At 66.8% G+C, this 15,743-nt stretch carries 16 protein-coding genes and 2 tRNA genes; 6 read left to right on the forward strand and 12 right to left on the reverse strand.

All coding sequences use genetic code 11. From position 1 onward, the window contains the following. Positions 1 to 26: 26 nt before the first annotated feature. The 4 genes from J2Y49_RS09210 to J2Y49_RS09225 all read right to left on the reverse strand — a co-directional run bounded on the left by J2Y49_RS09210 (position 27) and on the right by J2Y49_RS09225 (position 5,026). Positions 27 to 102 (reverse strand) — tRNA-Ile (locus J2Y49_RS09210). Positions 103 to 248: 146 nt separating this feature from the next. Beyond that, on the reverse strand, positions 249 to 2,255 hold the full coding sequence (rpoD, locus tag J2Y49_RS09215) for an RNA polymerase sigma factor RpoD (RefSeq protein ID WP_310114282.1): 2,007 nt from the start codon (positions 2,253 to 2,255) through the stop codon (positions 249 to 251). A 212-nt stretch (positions 2,256 to 2,467) separates the two neighbouring features. Continuing rightward, positions 2,468 to 4,378, reverse strand: coding sequence for a DNA primase (gene dnaG, locus J2Y49_RS09220; RefSeq protein WP_310114284.1), 1,911 nt, complete (start codon positions 4,376 to 4,378; stop codon positions 2,468 to 2,470). A gap of 183 nt (positions 4,379 to 4,561) precedes the next feature. Beyond that, on the reverse strand, positions 4,562 to 5,026 hold the full coding sequence (locus J2Y49_RS09225; RefSeq protein WP_310114286.1) for a GatB/YqeY domain-containing protein: 465 nt from the start codon (positions 5,024 to 5,026) through the stop codon (positions 4,562 to 4,564). A 356-nt stretch (positions 5,027 to 5,382) separates the two neighbouring features. Here J2Y49_RS09225 and carA point away from each other — a divergent pair, with 356 nt between their 5' ends. From carA to J2Y49_RS09240, 3 genes are all read left to right on the forward strand, one after another. After that, complete coding sequence (gene carA, locus J2Y49_RS09230) at positions 5,383 to 6,555, forward strand: glutamine-hydrolyzing carbamoyl-phosphate synthase small subunit (RefSeq protein ID WP_310114288.1); 1,173 nt, start codon at positions 5,383 to 5,385, stop codon at positions 6,553 to 6,555. 86 nt (positions 6,556 to 6,641) lie between these two features. After that, the gene (locus tag J2Y49_RS09235) at positions 6,642 to 7,529 is read left to right on the forward strand and encodes an EamA family transporter (protein ID WP_409017815.1); all 888 of its coding nucleotides are present in this window, start codon (positions 6,642 to 6,644) and stop codon (positions 7,527 to 7,529) included. A 92-nt stretch (positions 7,530 to 7,621) separates the two neighbouring features. Further along, complete coding sequence (locus J2Y49_RS09240) at positions 7,622 to 7,963, forward strand: HNH endonuclease (protein ID WP_310114291.1); 342 nt, start codon at positions 7,622 to 7,624, stop codon at positions 7,961 to 7,963. Positions 7,964 to 7,970: 7 nt separating this feature from the next. On the opposite strand, the gene J2Y49_RS09245 is transcribed toward J2Y49_RS09240, so the two are convergent. Next, a complete protein-coding gene (locus tag J2Y49_RS09245) occupies positions 7,971 to 8,705 on the reverse strand; it encodes a hypothetical protein (RefSeq protein WP_310114293.1) in 735 nt (244 codons plus the stop codon). 94 nt (positions 8,706 to 8,799) lie between these two features. After that, positions 8,800 to 10,053, reverse strand: coding sequence for a phosphoglycerate dehydrogenase (gene serA, locus J2Y49_RS09250; protein ID WP_310114295.1), 1,254 nt, complete (start codon positions 10,051 to 10,053; stop codon positions 8,800 to 8,802). 209 nt (positions 10,054 to 10,262) lie between these two features. Between serA and arsC the strand changes: the two genes are divergently transcribed. From arsC to J2Y49_RS09265, 3 genes are all read left to right on the forward strand, one after another. Beyond that, complete coding sequence (gene arsC / locus J2Y49_RS09255; RefSeq protein WP_310114296.1) at positions 10,263 to 10,604, forward strand: arsenate reductase (glutaredoxin); 342 nt, start codon at positions 10,263 to 10,265, stop codon at positions 10,602 to 10,604. A gap of 34 nt (positions 10,605 to 10,638) precedes the next feature. Next, positions 10,639 to 11,571: a 50S ribosomal protein L3 N(5)-glutamine methyltransferase gene (gene prmB / locus J2Y49_RS09260; RefSeq protein WP_310114298.1), complete on the forward strand. Its 933-nt coding sequence runs from the start codon at positions 10,639 to 10,641 to the stop codon at positions 11,569 to 11,571. A gap of 98 nt (positions 11,572 to 11,669) precedes the next feature. Next, the gene (locus J2Y49_RS09265) at positions 11,670 to 12,650 is read left to right on the forward strand and encodes an alpha/beta hydrolase (protein ID WP_310114300.1); all 981 of its coding nucleotides are present in this window, start codon (positions 11,670 to 11,672) and stop codon (positions 12,648 to 12,650) included. Here J2Y49_RS09265 and J2Y49_RS09270 read toward each other — a convergent pair. The 6 genes from J2Y49_RS09270 to J2Y49_RS09295 form a co-directional block, all read right to left on the reverse strand. Beyond that, positions 12,641 to 13,243, reverse strand: coding sequence for a GNAT family N-acetyltransferase (locus J2Y49_RS09270; RefSeq protein ID WP_310114302.1), 603 nt, complete (start codon positions 13,241 to 13,243; stop codon positions 12,641 to 12,643). The genes J2Y49_RS09265 and J2Y49_RS09270 overlap by 10 nt on opposite strands. A gap of 83 nt (positions 13,244 to 13,326) precedes the next feature. Continuing rightward, the gene (locus J2Y49_RS09275) at positions 13,327 to 13,782 is read right to left on the reverse strand and encodes a MarR family transcriptional regulator (RefSeq protein WP_310114304.1); all 456 of its coding nucleotides are present in this window, start codon (positions 13,780 to 13,782) and stop codon (positions 13,327 to 13,329) included. A gap of 155 nt (positions 13,783 to 13,937) precedes the next feature. Further along, positions 13,938 to 14,357: an organic hydroperoxide resistance protein gene (locus tag J2Y49_RS09280; RefSeq protein WP_310114306.1), complete on the reverse strand. Its 420-nt coding sequence runs from the start codon at positions 14,355 to 14,357 to the stop codon at positions 13,938 to 13,940. Between the two features lie 261 nt (positions 14,358 to 14,618). Then, positions 14,619 to 14,695: transfer RNA gene (locus J2Y49_RS09285), tRNA-Pro, on the reverse strand. Between the two features lie 94 nt (positions 14,696 to 14,789). Then, entirely contained in the window at positions 14,790 to 15,275 is a 486-nt protein-coding gene (locus tag J2Y49_RS09290) for a MerR family transcriptional regulator (RefSeq protein WP_310114308.1), read from the reverse strand. Positions 15,276 to 15,393: 118 nt separating this feature from the next. After that, the gene (locus tag J2Y49_RS09295; protein WP_111065910.1) at positions 15,394 to 15,726 is read right to left on the reverse strand and encodes an integration host factor subunit alpha; all 333 of its coding nucleotides are present in this window, start codon (positions 15,724 to 15,726) and stop codon (positions 15,394 to 15,396) included. Positions 15,727 to 15,743: the final 17 nt, after the last annotated feature.

Consider the following 15,743-nt stretch of genomic DNA (forward strand, 5'->3'; position numbering starts at 1 on the left):
CGGAGGATTCAGCTGGAAGGAAGAGGTGGTGGGCCCGGCCGGATTCGAACCGACGACAACACCGTTATGAGCGGCGCGTTCTAACCGCTGAACTACAGGCCCTACCGCGGGGCGCACTTTGCGACAAAGCTTTGGGGAAATGCAACCCCTCGTTCATCGTTCCGACGCATAAGTCCGAAAACGAAAACGGGGGCCTTTCGGCCCCCGCTACGTCTCGAACGCTACGGCTTCCGGATCAGGTGTCCCAATCAAGTGTCCAGGAAGCTGCGCAGCTTGCGCGACCGCGACGGGTGCTTCAGCTTGCGCAGCGCCTTCGCCTCGATCTGGCGGATACGCTCGCGGGTCACGTTGAACTGCTGGCCGACCTCTTCCAGCGTGTGATCGGTGTTCATGCCGATGCCGAAGCGCATGCGCAGCACACGCTCCTCACGCGGCGTCAGCGAGGCGAGCACGCGAGTCGTCGTCTCGCGCAGGTTCGCCTGGATGGCGGCGTCCAGCGGCAGGACCGCGTTCTTGTCCTCGATGAAATCGCCGAGATGCGAATCCTCCTCGTCGCCGATCGGCGTTTCGAGGGAGATCGGCTCCTTGGCGATCTTCAGGACCTTGCGCACCTTCTCCAGCGGCATCATCAGACGTTCGGCCAGTTCCTCCGGGGTCGGCTCGCGGCCGATCTCGTGCAGCATCTGGCGGCTGGTGCGGACCAGCTTGTTGATCGTCTCGATCATGTGGACCGGGATGCGGATGGTCCGCGCCTGGTCCGCGATGGAACGGGTGATGGCCTGGCGAATCCACCAGGTGGCGTAAGTCGAGAACTTGTAGCCGCGCCGGTACTCGAACTTGTCCACCGCCTTCATCAGGCCGATGTTGCCCTCCTGGATCAGGTCCAGGAACTGCAGGCCGCGGTTCGTGTACTTCTTGGCGATGGAGATCACGAGACGAAGGTTGGCCTCGACCATCTCCTTCTTCGCGCGGCTCGCTTCCTTCTCGCCCTTCTGGACGGTGGAGACGATGCGGCGGAACTCGTTGATCGGCAGGCGGGCCTCTTCAGCCACCTGGGCGATCGACTCGCGCGTCTTGCGGATGTCGCCGTCGTACTTCTCGGCGAACTTGCCCCAGGTCTTGGGGTTCAGGCCGCGGATGCGCTCCTGCCAGTTCGGGTCCAGCTCGTGGCCAAAATACTGGTTCAGGAAGTCCTCGCGCTTCACGCGGCAGTCGGTCGCCATGCGCAGCAGGCGGCCTTCGAAACCGGTCAGCTTGCGGTTCAGGCCATAAAGCTGCTCGACCAGTTGCTCGATGCGCTGGTTGTTCAGGCGGACGGTGTTCATCAGCTCGACCATCTCGGTCTTGAGCTTTTCGTACTTCTTGTCCGTCTGCTTGCCCATGTCCTCGCCGCGCTGCATCGCGGCCATGCGGGTCTCGTGCAGCTTGTGCAGCTTGTCGTAGGTCGCCTTGATGTTCTCGAAGGTCTCGATGACCTGCGGCTTCAGCGCGGCTTCCATCGCGGACAGCGACAGGCTGTTGTCGCCCTCGTCGCCCTCGTCGCCTTCCTCGCCCTCGCCTTCGGCGCGCGGCGGACGCGGCTCGTCGCCGTCCTCGCCGACAGGCGCATCGGCGGCGGGCGCAGCCGCGGGTCCGGTGCCGGCGGCTTCCACCACCTCGGCCAGGCCTTCCGGTATCTCCTCGCCGTCCGGGCCGCCGCCATAGGTGGCGTCCAGGTCGATGATGTCGCGCAGCAGCATCTTCCCTTCCATAAGGGAATCATGCCACTCCAGAATGGCGCGGATGGTCAGGGGCGATTCGCAGATCGCGCCGATCATCATCTCGCGGCCGGCTTCGATCCGCTTGGCGATGGCGATTTCGCCTTCGCGCGACAGCAGCTCGACCGACCCCATCTCGCGCAGGTACATGCGAACCGGGTCGTCGGTACGGCCGATGTCGTCGTCGTCGAGATTGCCCGACGAACGGCCTTCGCCTTCGCCTGCCCCCTCGCCGCTGTTCTCCGAATCCTGCTCTTCCGATTCGACGATGTTGATGCCCATCTCGGACAGCATCGCCATCGTGTCTTCGATCTGCTCGGACGAGGACGAATCCTGCGGCAGCGCTGCGTTCAGCTCGTCATAGGTGACATACCCGCGCTCCTTGCCGCGGGCGATCATCTTCTTGACGGCCAAACCCATGCCGTCCATCAGAGGACCGTCTGCGGATTCCTCCCGCGTTTCGGAAACTTCCACGCTGTTCGCAGCTTTCGTGGCCATGCGTTCGGTGCCCCCGCATTACCCCATTGAAAAAGACGAAAGGAGCGCCCGGTCCCGGTTGCCCGGCCCGTCCGCCCCACCCCCAACCATGTATCTACCCAGAACCCGCCATCACAGAAACTGTCATGCGGCCCTGTCCTGTCGACTGCTTCCTGTCAATTCCGTGCCTCATCAACCGATGCCTTGCAGCCGACGACACAAGCCATCAACCGTCAGACATCGTCAAAGTCACCATCATCCGTCATACCCAGCCCGGACTTTATGACCTCCTGCTGAAGAGCCACGACCCTCGCGAAGTTCGCCTCGCTGTTGTCACGGGTCAAAGCCGCCTTCGCTTCCCTAAGATCGTCGAGCACCCGCTCTTGATGCAGATGCCGCCACGCAGGCCACCATCCCTTCCGGGCATCCTCCGTGGAGGCATCCGGACGGGCGAAGCCGGCATGGACATAGGTCGACTCGCCTAGCAAAGCACCGACCATCGTCTCATGGCCGGCGGATGACAAGTGGCGACAAAGCGCAGCGGCGTCAAGTGTCGAGTCGTGGTTACGATCGTCCGAAAGACATTCGATCACCGCCCAGCGCAGTTTTTCGAGCTCCGGGTCACCGAACGGCAACATCCCCAACGGCTCGGCCAATTCGGCGAACAGCTCGGGATGGTTGATGATCGTCGCCAACAGGATCCGCTCCCGCATCGAGGCAAGGCGGGAGGCGCGGCCGCGCCCCTCCCCCACCGGCTTGGAGGTCAGGCGACCGGGCACGCCCGGCACATGACGACGCGGCGGTTCGCCGAAACGCCCCCGCCCCTGCCCCGGCACCCAGGGGCCACGGTTGTAGGCCGGCCGCGCGGGCGCGAAGGCCTCGTCGACGCGGCGGCGCATCTCGCTCCGGTAGAAGCCCTGCACGTCGCGGTCGGCGATGGTGGCGACGCGGGCCTCCAGCGCCGCCTTCACCGCCGCCTTGGCCTCCGGCGTGTCGGTCGGCCGGCCTTCGCTCTCCATCCGCCACAGGGCATCGGACAGCGGGATGGCGGCCTCCAGCACCGCGCCCATCGCCTTGGCGCCTTGCGCGCGGATCAGGCTGTCGGGATCCTCGCCCTCGGGCAGGAAGGCGACGCGGGCCGACTGGCCGGGGGCGAGGTGCGGCAGGATGCGCTCCACGGCTCGCCACGCCGCGCGCCGGCCGGCATTGTCGCCGTCGAAGCACAGGAACGGCACCTTCTCCGCCGCCGGGATCAGCTTCCACAGCTCCTGCACCTGGGTTTCGGTCAGCGCGGTGCCCAGCGGCGCCACCGCACCCTCGAAGCCGGCGCGGACCAGGGCGATCACGTCCATATAGCCTTCGGCGACGATCACCGGCTTGCCGTCCGCCGCCGCCTGCCGCGCCCGCGACAGGCCGTAAAGCAGCGTGCCCTTATGGAAGAGCGGCGTGTCGGCGGTGTTGACGTATTTCGGCCCGTCGCCCTCCAGGATTCGCCCGCCGAAGGCCACCACCTGCCCGCGCCGGTCGGTGACCGGGAACATCACCCTGTTGCGGAAGAAGCTGTAGGGCGACCTGCCGTCGTCCGGCCGCTTCAGCAGCCCGGCATTGACCATGTCCTCGTCGGAAAAACCCTGCTTGCCGAGATAAGTGCGCAACGCATTCGAGTCGCCGGGCGCGTAGCCCAGCCGGAATCGCGCGATGGTATCGCCGTCCAGACCGCGCCGCATGAAATAATCCAGCCCCGCCCGTCCGGCCGGCGCGTGCAACTGCTGCTCGAACCAGCGGGCCGCTTGCTCGACGAGGTCGTGCAGGGTCTTACGCCGCTCGTAGCGCTGCCGGTCCTCTTCCGTCGGGCGCGGCACCGGCAGTCCGGCCTCGCCGGCCAAATGCTCGACCGCCTCGGGGAAGCCGAGATTGTCATGACGCATGACGAAACCGATGACGTCGCCGTGGGCGCCGCAACCGAAGCAATGGAAGAAGCCCTTCTGGTCGTTGACGTAGAAGGACGGCGACTTCTCATTGTGGAACGGACAGGGGGCCTTGTACTCGCGGCCGGCGCGGATCAGGCGCAGACGCTTGGAGACCACTTCCGATAGGGCCAGCCGGCTGCGCAGTTCTTCCAGGAATTGGGGCGGGAAGGCCATGGTCGAACGGTCACCGGGGAACGAAGGAGGGGCGCGATGGGCGCGAGGCTATAGCAGAGGCATAGTATGGGAACCAGCACCGCCGGCCCCAAGGGGGCAATCGTCGCCGACCGGGTGCGGCGTCGGTCCAACTCCCGATCGAACCGAACGTCATCCGCACCTGTCGCTTACCTGCCCGGCCGCTTACTTCCCCGAAAGCCGCGCCTTCACCAGACCGCCGGCCTTGGCGAAGTCCATCTGGCCGGCATGGCGGGCCTTCAGCTCGGCCATCACCTTGCCCATATCCTTGATGCTGGAAGCGCCGAGCTCGGCCACGATGGCGTCGATGGCGCCGGCGGACTCCTCGTCGGTCATCTGCTTGGGCAGGAAGCGTTCGATGACCGCGATCTCCTCGCGCTCCTGCTGGGCCAGCTCGGGACGGCCGCCCTGCTCGTACATCCCCGCCGATTCGTTGCGCTGCTTTACCATCCCTTGCAGCATCGACAGGATGCTCGCCTCGTCGATGCCATCGGTCACGCCGCGGCTTCGGGCATCGATGTCGCGATTCTTCAGCTCGGTCAGAATCAAGCGCAGGGTTGACACCGCGCGCTGGTCCTTCGCGCGCATCGCATCCTTCAGGGAGTCGTTGAACTGCGTGCGCAGAGTCATGTCCTGTCTTCCTTGTTCATCGTGTCCGGCATCCGGCCGAACTGGGCGACTATCCGGAAAGCGTCTGCCGATTTCCATACAAAAGCCCTGACAAAAGCCCTGCAAGCCGCCGCCGGCCGACTTTGCCACCGGTTCAGGGCCGCCTTGCAAAGCTATTGCTGGAAATCCGGCATCCAATCGTCATATAGGATGTCCGGCCCACCCGATAAGCCCACTCGATCCCGCGTCACCGCCCGTACCGGCGGAGGTGGGGTGCGAGCGGTTCCGTGTGCGCGCCCGGCGGGACGCTAGGCCGTCGCCGTTCCGCCGATCAGCCGATCCGTCGCCGGCCGCGGTTTTTGGGAAGGTACACAGGAATGACTCTCGCCACTCCCCCCTCCGACAATGCGGTTCACACCGGCGTGCTTGTTCTGGCCGACGGCACCGTGTTCCGCGGCCGAGGCATCGGCGCCACGGGGGATTCGGTGGGCGAGGTGTGCTTCAACACCTCCATGACCGGCTATCAGGAGATCCTGACCGATCCCAGCTATGCCGGCCAGATCATCACCTTCACCTTCCCGCACATCGGCAACACCGGCGCCAACACCGAAGATATCGAGACGATCACCCCGGCCGCCCGCGGCCTGATCCTGCGCGCCGACATCACCGACCCGTCGAACTGGCGCGCCACCCGCCATCTGGACGACTGGCTGAAGAGCTACGGCCTCGTCGGTCTGGCCGGCGTCGACACCCGCCGCCTGACCCGCCGCATCCGCGACCTGGGCGCGCCGAACGGCGTCGTCGCCCATGCGCCGGACGGCAAGTTCGACATCGAGGCGCTGATCGCCAAGGCCAAGGGCTGGCCGGGTCTGGAGGGCATGGATCTGTCCAAGGACGTGTCCTGCCGCCAGACCTATGACTGGACCGAGGCCGGCTGGACCATCGGCGGCGGCTACGCCACCCAGGACAAGCCGCAGTACCATGTGGTCGCCATCGACTATGGCGCCAAGCGCAACATCCTGCGCTGCCTCGCTGCGGCCGGCTGCAAGGTGACGGTGGTGCCGTCGACCGCCACGGTCGAGGATGTGATGCGCCACCAGCCGGACGGCGTCTTCCTGTCCAACGGCCCCGGCGATCCCGCCGCCACCGGCGAGTACGCCGTCCCGACCATCAAGGGCCTGCTCGACACCGGCGTGCCGATGTTCGGCATCTGCCTCGGCCATCAGATGCTGTCGCTGGCGCTGGGCGCCAAGACCACCAAGATGCAGCAGGGCCATCGCGGCGCCAACCATCCGGTGAAGGATCTGGCCTCCGGCCGGGTCGAGATCACCAGCCAGAACCACGGCTTCGTCGTGGTGCCGGAGACTCTGCCGACCGACGCCGAGGTCACCCATGTCAGCCTGTTCGACGGCACCAACGAGGGCATCCGCCTGAAGGGCAAGCCTGTCTTCTCGGTGCAGTACCACCCGGAAGCCTCGCCCGGCCCGCAGGACAGCCATTATCTGTTCGACCGCTTCGTCCAACTGATCGCCGAGAAGAAGGCGGCCTGACGGTCGCGCGGAACCAACCCGCTGAAGAGGGCGTCCCGGTGGGGCGCCCTTTTTGCTGATGCCCCCTTTAAAGGGAACGCCGGATCATGGCCCGGTCCACCGATCTGCTGCTGACCGCCATCGCGCCGGCGATCTGGGGCAGCACTTACATCGTCACCACCGAACTGCTGCCGCAGGGCTACCCGATGACGGTGGCGCTGCTGCGCGCCCTGCCGGCCGGACTTCTGCTGTTGCTGCTGGTGCGCCGGCTGCCCTGGGGATGCTGGTGGGGACGCTCGCTGGTGCTGGGAGCGCTGAACTTCTCCTTTTTCTGGGCGATGTTGTTCGTGTCGGCCTACCGCCTGCCCGGTGGGGTCGCCGCCACGGTGGGGGCGGTGCAGCCGCTGATCGTCATTGCCCTGTCGCGCCCGCTGTTGGGCACGCCGATCCGCCCGTTGGCAGTCGCCGCCGCGCTGGCCGGCATCGGCGGAGTCGCCCTGCTGGTGCTGAAGCCCAGCGCCACGCTGGACGGCATCGGCGTACTTGCGGCGCTGGCCGGCGCCGGATCGATGGCCGCGGGCACGGTGCTGAGCCGGCGCTGGCGCCCGCCGGTCTCGCCACTGACCTTCACGGCCTGGCAGCTGACCGCGGGCGGGGTGCTGCTGGTGCCGGTGGCGCTGCTTCTGGAACCGGCGCTGCCGGTGCCGACGGCGGCCAATCTGATGGGCTTCGTCTATCTTGGCCTGATCGGCGCGGCGCTGACCTACATCCTGTGGTTCCGCGGCCTGTCGCGGCTGGAGCCGTCCGCAGTGGCGCCGCTGGGTTTCCTCAGCCCGGTCACGGCGGTGGTTCTGGGCTGGGCGCTGCTCGGCCAATCGCTGACCGGCTATCAGATCGCCGGGATCGTGCTGGCGCTCGGCAGCGTCTGGGTCGGCCAGCGGGCGCAGGCTGCACCCGTCGCCCCAACGGCCGCGACGGCCGGCGCAGGGAATTGAAGGCGGCTTTTCCGGCGTCGGTACCGCGCCATATCATCCAGGACACCTATCATCCAGGCCACCGGCACGCCCCGCCCCCTGCCCCGGACCTCATGCGCCGTCTGCCGCCCCCGCCGATCGCCATCCCCGCCGCCCCACAGGAGGAGCGCACCGCCTGCCCGCTCTGCGGCCGGGCGATGGTCCCCGGCGCCAGCCTGAACGAACACCATCTGGTCCCGCGAACCTATGGCGGACGGGAGACGGTGACGATGCACCGCATCTGCCACGCCAAGATCCACGCGGTGCTGACCGAGCAGCAACTGCGCGACCACTACCACGAGATCGAAGCCCTGCGCGGCCATCCCGACATCGCCGCCTTCATCCGCTGGGTCCGCCGCAAGCCGCCGGAGTTCACCGACGGCCATGCCACCGACCGGCGGCGGCGCAAGCGCTGAAAGTGTCTTACCCCCGGCGCACGGTCTGGCGCTGGGCGGGTTTCGGCAGATAGTTGCGGGCCTCGCCGTTGCAGACGCGGCTGACGCGCTCATACTCCTCGACCGTATCGACCTGCGCCTGCCGGCGGTCGCGCTCGCGGCCGAACTCCTGCATGATCCGCCGCATCGCCGATTCGAGAGGCCGGCGAATCGCCGCCATCGCCTGGGCCTGACTGCGCGAGCGCACCGGCGCCATGCCCTCCAGCACCTGATCCAGCCGGATGCGGATCATCGGCATCATCTCGCGCAGCAACGCCTCGTCCACCGCGACATGGCGCATCTCATGGGCCAGCACCTCGCCATGCAGGCAGGAGTTCACCGGGATTTCGCTGGCGACATGGACGATGCGCTGCTGGAAGCCGAAGCTGATGGTCACCGTGCTGGCCGACGCGCAATAGGTGCCATCGCCCATGGTCCTGAACAGGGCGGAGACCTGCGACTGCTCGCCATAGCGGGCCAGGGTCAGCCCCAGCACATGGCCGCCGGCACTCCCGGCCGGTCCCGGCGTGCGTCCCGGCAGCCGGGTGAGTTGCACGATCGACAACCCGTCGTCGCGCTGGATCGGCGCCAGCACGCTGTCGAACACGAGCTTCGTCGGCGGAAATCCGCTGCAGCCATTGGACTGAGCGGCGGCCGGCGAAGCGGCCGGCAGGGCGACGAGCAGCATGCCCGAAAGGAAGAGGAACAGGAGGCGAACGTTCATCCCGATAGAGATATCAGGAAACCGTCCGCGGACAAGAGACATGGAGGGGAAGATCGGGGTGACAGCGAAGGACCGTCGCCGTCACCCCACTCCCTCACTGATGCGCCGGGAACAGGAAGCGGGCCTTCAGCGTGCCTTCGATAGCGCGCAGGTCGTTGACGACCTCCAGTTCCTCGACGTCGCCGTTGACGTCGACCACCACATAGCCCAGCTCCGGATCGGTCTGGAGATACTGGGCGGCGATGTTCAGGTCGCGGCCGGAGAACACCTCGTTCACCTTGCGCAGGATGCCGGGCCGGTTCTCGTGGACGTGCAGGAAGCGGGTGCAGCCGGCCTGAACCGGCAGCGCCACCTGCGGGAAGTTGACCGCGCCCACGGTGGAGCCGTTGTCCGAATACTCTAGCAGCTTCTGCGCCACCTCGGTGCCGATGTTGGCCTGCGCCTCCATCGTCGAACCGCCGATGTGCGGAGTCAGGATGGCGGTCTTGATGCCGCGCAGCGCGCTCTGGAACTCTTCCTTGTCCGAGCCGGGCTCGACCGGGAAGACGTCGATGGCGGCACCGATGATGTGGCCGCTGTTCATCGCGGCGGCCAGCGCCTCGATGTCCACCACTTGGCCGCGGGCGGCGTTGATCAGGTGGCTGCCTTTCTTCATGGTTGCCAGTTCGCGCTCGCCGATCATGTCGCGGGTCTGCGGGGTGTCCGGCACATGCAGGGTCACCACGTCGGACACCGACAGCAGTTCCTCCAGCGAATCGCAGGCGCGGGCGTTGCCGAGCGCCAGCTTGCGCACGACGTCGTAGAAGCGGACCTGCATGCCCATCGCCTCGGCCAGGATCGACACCTGCGTGCCGATATGGCCATAGCCGACGATGCCCAGCGTCTTGCCGCGGATCTCGTAGGAGTCCTTCGCCGACTTCATCCAGCCGCCGCCATGGACCAGCTGCGACTTCTCGAAGATGCCGCGCATCAGCATGATGATCTCGCCGATCACCAGTTCCGCCACCGACCGGGTGTTGGAATAGGGGGCGTTGAACACCGGGACGCCGGTGCGGCGCGCCGCCTTCAGGTCGACCTGATTGGTGCCGATGCAGAAGCAGCCGACGGTGATCAGCTTGTTGGCCGCCTCGAACACCTTGGCCGTCAGATGGGTGCGCGACCGGATGCCCAGGATGTGGACGGACCCGATGCGCTCCAGCAGCTCATCCTCGTCCAGGGCGCGCGGCAGCCGCTCGACCGAGGCGTAGCCGCCGCGGGCCAGCTCGTCGATGGCGTTGTCGTGGACACCTTCCAGAAGAAGGATGTTGATCTTGTCCTTGGAGAGCGAGAGCTTGGTCACGGCCGGCATCCGTATCTGGGCATCGGGACTGATCGGCAGCCCGCCTGCCGGAAACGGCGCAACGGGCCACGGAAAAGCGAGCGCGCAAAATAATACCAAAGGCAGCCCTTGTCACCTGACGGATGTTGCGCCGCCACAGAGCTTTCCGCATGCCGGATTGGCGCGGGGCGCGGGTTGGGTGTATCAGTCGGATCGACCTTCCAATTTGGAAACCCGCCATGAGCGACGTGACGATCTACCACAACCCGCGCTGCAGCAAATCGCGCGAGACGCTGGAACTCCTGCGCTCCCGCGGCGTCGAGCCGGCGGTGATCGAGTATCTGAAGACGCCGCCCTCCCCGGCGGAACTGTCCGCCATCCTCGCCAAGCTGGGCAAGGGTCCGCGCGACATCACCCGCGCCAAGGAGGCGGCGGAGGCCGGCTTGCCCAAGGATCTGGACGGCGAGGCGCTGATCGCCGCGCTGTCCGCCAACCCGTCCGCCATCGAGCGCCCCATCGTGGTGAAGGGTGACCGCGCCCGCGTCGGCCGGCCGCCGGAGTCGGTGCTGGACCTTCTCTGACCCCATTCCCGTCCCTGACCGGAGCCTGCCGCCCGTGACTGCCAAGCACACCACCGCCGCCGCCGCGGCCGAGTTGTCGACCATCCGCGATTTCCTGCGCTACGGCGTCAGCCGCTTCAACGAGGCCGAACTCGATTACGGCCACGGCACCACCACGGCCTTCGACGAGGCGGTGTTCCTGGTGCTGGAGACGCTGCACCTGCCGGTCGACCAGCTCGACCCCTATCTCGACGCCCGGCTGACCGCGGCGGAGCGCGAGGCGGTGGCCGGCATCCTCCATGCCCGCATCGACACCCGCAAGCCGGCGCCCTACCTGCTGAACAAGGCCTACATCCAGGGCATCCCCTTCTATGTGGACGAGCGGGTGATCGTCCCGCGCTCCTACATCGGGGAGTTGCTGTTCTCCGACCTGTTCGGCGGCGACGATTTCACGCTGGTCGAGGACCCGACCTCGGTGGAGCGGGTGCTGGATCTGTGCACCGGTTCCGGCTGCCTCGCCATCCTGGCGGCGCGCATCTTCCCGGAAGCGCAGGTGGACGCGGTCGACCTGTCGCCCGACGCGCTGGAGGTGGCCAAGCGCAACGTCGCCGACAGCGGGTTCGAGGACCGCATCGCCCTGCACCAGGGCGACCTGTTCGCGCCGCTGAAGACGCGGAAATACGACGTCATCATCACCAATCCGCCCTATGTCGACGCCGAGGCGATGGACGCCCTGCCGCCCGAGTTCCGGGCGGAGCCGGAAATGGCGCTGGCCGGCGGTGACGACGGGCTGGACATCGTCCGCCGCATCCTGAAGGAAGCCCCCAAGCATCTGACGCCGGACGGCGGCCTGCTCTGCGAGTTCGGCACCGGCCGCGAGATCCTGGAGGCGGAATATCCCCACCTTGACTTCCTGTGGCTGCAGACCGCCAACAGCTTCGGCGAGGTGTTCTGGCTGACGCGGGAGCAGTTGAAGGCGGGGAAGTGAGGGGATAACGCCCCCACCTCCAGGGAACCCTTCCCCCGTCCCCCGGTTGTCCTCTCGACGATGCTGCATCGCAGCAGCCGCTTGAGAGGACAACCGCCATGACCGACCGCCAATCCACCATCCTCAAGACCCTGGGCATCACCGCGCTGGCCTTGGGCGGGCTGGCCGTCGCCAACACGCTGGCGGCCCGTGCGGCGGAGCGGCGCTATCCACCCGACGGGCGCTTCGTGACCGTCGACGGCGTCCGGCTGCACTATATGGAAGCCGGCGAAGGGCCGCCGGTCGTGCTGCTGCACGGAAATGTCTCCGCCCTCGGCGATTGGCTGGCGAGCGGGCTGTTCGACCGGCTGGCACAGAACCACCGCGTCATCGCGTTCGACCGCCCCGGCATGGGCCACAGCGACCGCCCCCGCGACCGCGCCTGGACGCCGGAGGATCAGGCGGATGTGCTGGCCGAAGCCTTCGCTGTCTTGGGGATCGAGAACGCGGTGGTCGCCGGACATTCCTATGCGACACTGGTGGCGCTGGCCCTGGCGCTGGACCATCCGCGGACGGTGAAGGGGCTGGCGCTGATCGCAGGCTATTACTTCCCGACCAAGCGGGTGGACGCGGTGATGGTGGCGCCGGTTGCGGCGCCGGTCTTGGGCGACCTGCTGCGCCACACGGTCTCGCCGCCCTTCTCCAAGGCAGTGATGCCGCTGATGATCAAGACGCTGTTCTCGCCCCGCCCGGTCCCCGAGCATCTGACGGAGACCTTCCCAGCCGCCCTGACCACCCGCCCCGGCCAGCTGCGCGCCAACGCCCAGGACGGCGTCACCATGGCACCGGCCGCCGACCGGCTGCAGCACCGCTACGCCGACGTAGCCGTCCCGGTGGCGATCTTCGCCGGCCATGAGGACCGCATCGTTTCGCAGGAGGATCAGAGCGGCCGCCTGCATCACGTGCTGCCGAACAGCACCCTGCACTGGGTGCCGGACTGTGGGCATATGGTGCATCACGCCGACCCGGACCTGGTGGTGCGCCGCATCGACGAGCTGTCAGCAGAAGGCGCGCCGCTGCGGGTCGCCGCTCAGAGATAGCGCCGCATCAGAACGCTGCCGCCCTGGTGCGGCAGGCGGGGGTGCCAGGGGATATCGGCGCGGCCGATCTCCTCGAACCCCTCGCCGGCATAAAGACGACGGGCCGGATCGTTGTCGGCCCAGACATGCAGCGTGACACGGTCGAATCCGCCGGTCCGCGCCCGTTCGTAGAACCAGCCGAGCAACCGCCCGGCAATGCCGTGGCGCCGCTGCTCCGGATCGACCGCCAGGGCCGACAGGAAATAGCTGCCCCAGTCCAGCGTTTCGGAGAATGCGGCCATATGGGCGATGCGGTCGGGCGGCAGACCGCTGTAATCCTCCGTCCGGATCCAATCGGTGGGATAGCCGTGGGCAACGCCGACGACCCGCCCATCCAGTTCGGCGACCCCGCTCTGCCGGTGCGACAGCGAACCGCTACGCCCGGCAAGGCCCGGCATCAGCATTTCCGCCGCCGTCAGCCCCGGCATCAGCCCGTCCAGCAGAAAGCCGTAGACCCCGCCGCCGGCAATGTCGATCAGCCGGGCGAGGTCCGGTGCGTCGTCGGCATCGGCCGCACGGATGCGGAGACGGTCGTCGATGAAATGAGGAGTCACGGCAGGCACCTTCCTTCCGGGGAGCGGCCGGATAGGAAAGGCCGTCCGGCCGCCGATTTCCAGCCCCTTTCGACGGTGCCGGATCAGTTGTGGTCAGCAGCCCGGTTCAGATCGTCGCGCAGCTTCAGCAACGCCTCGCGCAGCGAGGCCAGTTCCTCGACCGAACAGCCGGCAGCGGCAGCGATGTGGGTCGGCAGGCATGCGGCCTTGCCGCGCAACGCCGCCCCTTCAGAAGTCAGGCGAATGCGGACAAGCCGTTCATCCTGCGGATCGCGGGCGCGGGTGACCAGCCCCTGCCCTTCCATCCGCTTCAGCAGCGGGGTGAGCGTGCCGCTGTCCAGCCCCAGCCTTTCGCCCAGCGCCTTCATCGACTGCCCGTCCTCCTCCCACAGCAGCAACATCGCCAGATACTGTGGGTAGGTCAGGCCGAGCGATTCCAGCAGCGGACGATAGACACGGGTCATCGCCAAATTCGCCGAGTAGAGGGCGAAGCAGGCTTGGTTGGAGAGCAGAAGCGGATCGTTCCTGTCGGCAGTCATGGCTTTGCGGAACCTTCAAAACGGCGCGCACCGCCGGGCTGCGGCGCGCCGATCGATCATGCGTTCGGCACAATCGCGCGCAACAGCCCGGCGGCGCAATCCTGAAGGCGTTTCGCTTCAGGCAATCACCCTATGAACAACCTTGGGCAAGCGCCTCAGGCAACTGTCGTGGTGACCGGGATGTTGCCCTTGGTGGCGTGGCTGTAGGGGCAGACCTTGTGGGCGCGGGCCAGCAGATCCTCCGCCGCAGCCTTGTCCATGCCCGGCAGCGACACGACGAAATCCACCGTCAGGCCGAAGCCCTCGCCGTCGTCGCGGGCACCGATGCCCACCGTGGCCGTCACCGACAGGTCGGCCGAAACGGCAATCTTGTCGCGGTTGCCGACGAACTTGATGGCGCCGATGAAGCAGGCGGAATAGCCGGCGGCGAACAGCTGCTCGGGGTTGGTGGCCCCACCCTGCCCGCCCAACTCCTTCGGCGCGGCCAGAGCGACCGACAGCAGCCCGTCCTCGCTGACGGCCTTGCCGTCACGGCCACCGGTGGCGGACACCTTCGTCGAATACAGGGTCTTCATGGTGCGCTCTCCTTGCACTGGATATCGGGGTTTGTTTGGTGGGGCGGCGGGGGGAACCGCCGTTCATTTCGTGAGACCAAACATCGCTCACAATTCCATTGCGCGCAATGTATTTAGTTATGTGCAATTTAATTGCGTGCAATGCTTTCAGCGCATGGCGCTTCGCACCACTACCGGTCGGCTTCGGAGACGGGGCAAATCGCGCGCAATAAAAAAGCCCCGAAGTCCAAGGACTTCGAGGCTTCTTCTACCTTCCGGAACTGGTCGGAGCGACAGGATTCGAACCTGCGACCCCCAGACCCCCAGTCTGATGCGCTACCAGGCTGCGCTACGCTCCGTCAACTTCACCGCAGTGCTTGCGGCTTGGCTCCGGAAGGGAACGGGACTATAGCCGCGGACTTTTGCCGATGCAACATCTCCCGTGATGCTTTTTCAGCTTTTTTTGTCCCCGATTTCGGACAGGCGCGACAACACCGACCGCAGCGATTTCAGCTCGTCCACCACCATGGTGATCTCGTGCCGCAGGGCGGCGGACAGAGGCGGCTGCGCCCCATAGTCCGGCCCGTCTTCCACGCCGCCGCCCTCGATGCCGTCGTCAAACGTGTCACCACCCCCTGGTCCGCCGCCGGAATCGCCGGGCTCATCGGCATCCTCGGGCAACGGTGGCGTCGGGTCGGACATGCGCCCTTCCTTCAGCAGGCGCTGCACGCCCTTGATGGTATAGCGGTCCTCATACAGCAGCGCCTGGATGCGGCGCAGAAGCTCCACATCCTCCGGCCGGTAATAGCGCCGGCCGCCGCCACGCTTCAGCGGGCGGATCTGGGGGAACTTCGTCTCCCAGAAACGCAGCACATGCTGGGGCACGTTCAGGTCGGTCGACACCTCGCTGATGGTGCGATAGGCCGTGGCGGATTTCATGACGGGATCAGGCCGCCACCCGGCAGTGACCGGATGCGACGATCCGCCGACAGGCACGGCACGGCGTTGGACGGGGTGCCCATTCCACTGAAAGCGGCGTCATCACGGACGGCCGGCGTCAGGAGAGAGCCCGCGCGGGCGTCGGCGCCCCACCCTCCTGGACATCGTTGATGCGGTTCTTCAGCACATGGCTGGCACGGAAGACCAGCACCCGCCGCGGCAGGATCGGCACCTCTTCCCCGGTCTTGGGGTTCCGGCCGACTCGCTCGCCCTTCTGGCGAACCTGGAAACTGCCGAAGGAGGATATCTTCACCATCTCCCCCCGGGCGAGCGCGTCGGAAATCTCATCCAGGACGGTTTCGACCAGATCGGCCGATTCGTTGCGCGAAAGACCGACTTCCTGGTAGACGGCCTCGCTCAATTGGGCGCGCGTGACGGTGTTCTGAGACATGGTTCGACCTCCCCCCG

This window comes from Azospirillum sp. BE72 (genome assembly GCF_031455875.1).
Lineage (GTDB): Bacteria > Pseudomonadota > Alphaproteobacteria > Azospirillales > Azospirillaceae > Azospirillum.

Excerpts from the sequence above, each read along its gene's own strand:
- rpoD (WP_310114282.1), bottom strand. The coding sequence starts at position 2,255 with ATGGCCACGAAAGCTGCGAACAGCGTGGAAGTTTCCGAAACGCGGGAG.
- dnaG (WP_310114284.1), bottom strand. The coding sequence starts at position 4,378 with ATGGCCTTCCCGCCCCAATTCCTGGAAGAACTGCGCAGCCGGCTGGCC.
- J2Y49_RS09225 (WP_310114286.1), bottom strand. The coding sequence starts at position 5,026 with ATGACTCTGCGCACGCAGTTCAACGACTCCCTGAAGGATGCGATGCGC.
- carA (WP_310114288.1), top strand. The coding sequence starts at position 5,383 with ATGACTCTCGCCACTCCCCCCTCCGACAATGCGGTTCACACCGGCGTG.
- J2Y49_RS09235 (WP_409017815.1), top strand. The coding sequence starts at position 6,642 with ATGGCCCGGTCCACCGATCTGCTGCTGACCGCCATCGCGCCGGCGATC.
- J2Y49_RS09240 (WP_310114291.1), top strand. The coding sequence starts at position 7,622 with ATGCGCCGTCTGCCGCCCCCGCCGATCGCCATCCCCGCCGCCCCACAG.
- J2Y49_RS09245 (WP_310114293.1), bottom strand. The coding sequence starts at position 8,705 with ATGAACGTTCGCCTCCTGTTCCTCTTCCTTTCGGGCATGCTGCTCGTC.
- serA (WP_310114295.1), bottom strand. The coding sequence starts at position 10,053 with ATGCCGGCCGTGACCAAGCTCTCGCTCTCCAAGGACAAGATCAACATC.
- arsC (WP_310114296.1), top strand. The coding sequence starts at position 10,263 with ATGAGCGACGTGACGATCTACCACAACCCGCGCTGCAGCAAATCGCGC.
- J2Y49_RS09265 (WP_310114300.1), top strand. The coding sequence starts at position 11,670 with ATGACCGACCGCCAATCCACCATCCTCAAGACCCTGGGCATCACCGCG.
- J2Y49_RS09275 (WP_310114304.1), bottom strand. The coding sequence starts at position 13,782 with ATGACTGCCGACAGGAACGATCCGCTTCTGCTCTCCAACCAAGCCTGC.
- J2Y49_RS09280 (WP_310114306.1), bottom strand. The coding sequence starts at position 14,357 with ATGAAGACCCTGTATTCGACGAAGGTGTCCGCCACCGGTGGCCGTGAC.
- J2Y49_RS09290 (WP_310114308.1), bottom strand. The coding sequence starts at position 15,275 with ATGAAATCCGCCACGGCCTATCGCACCATCAGCGAGGTGTCGACCGAC.
- J2Y49_RS09295 (WP_111065910.1), bottom strand. The coding sequence starts at position 15,726 with ATGTCTCAGAACACCGTCACGCGCGCCCAATTGAGCGAGGCCGTCTAC.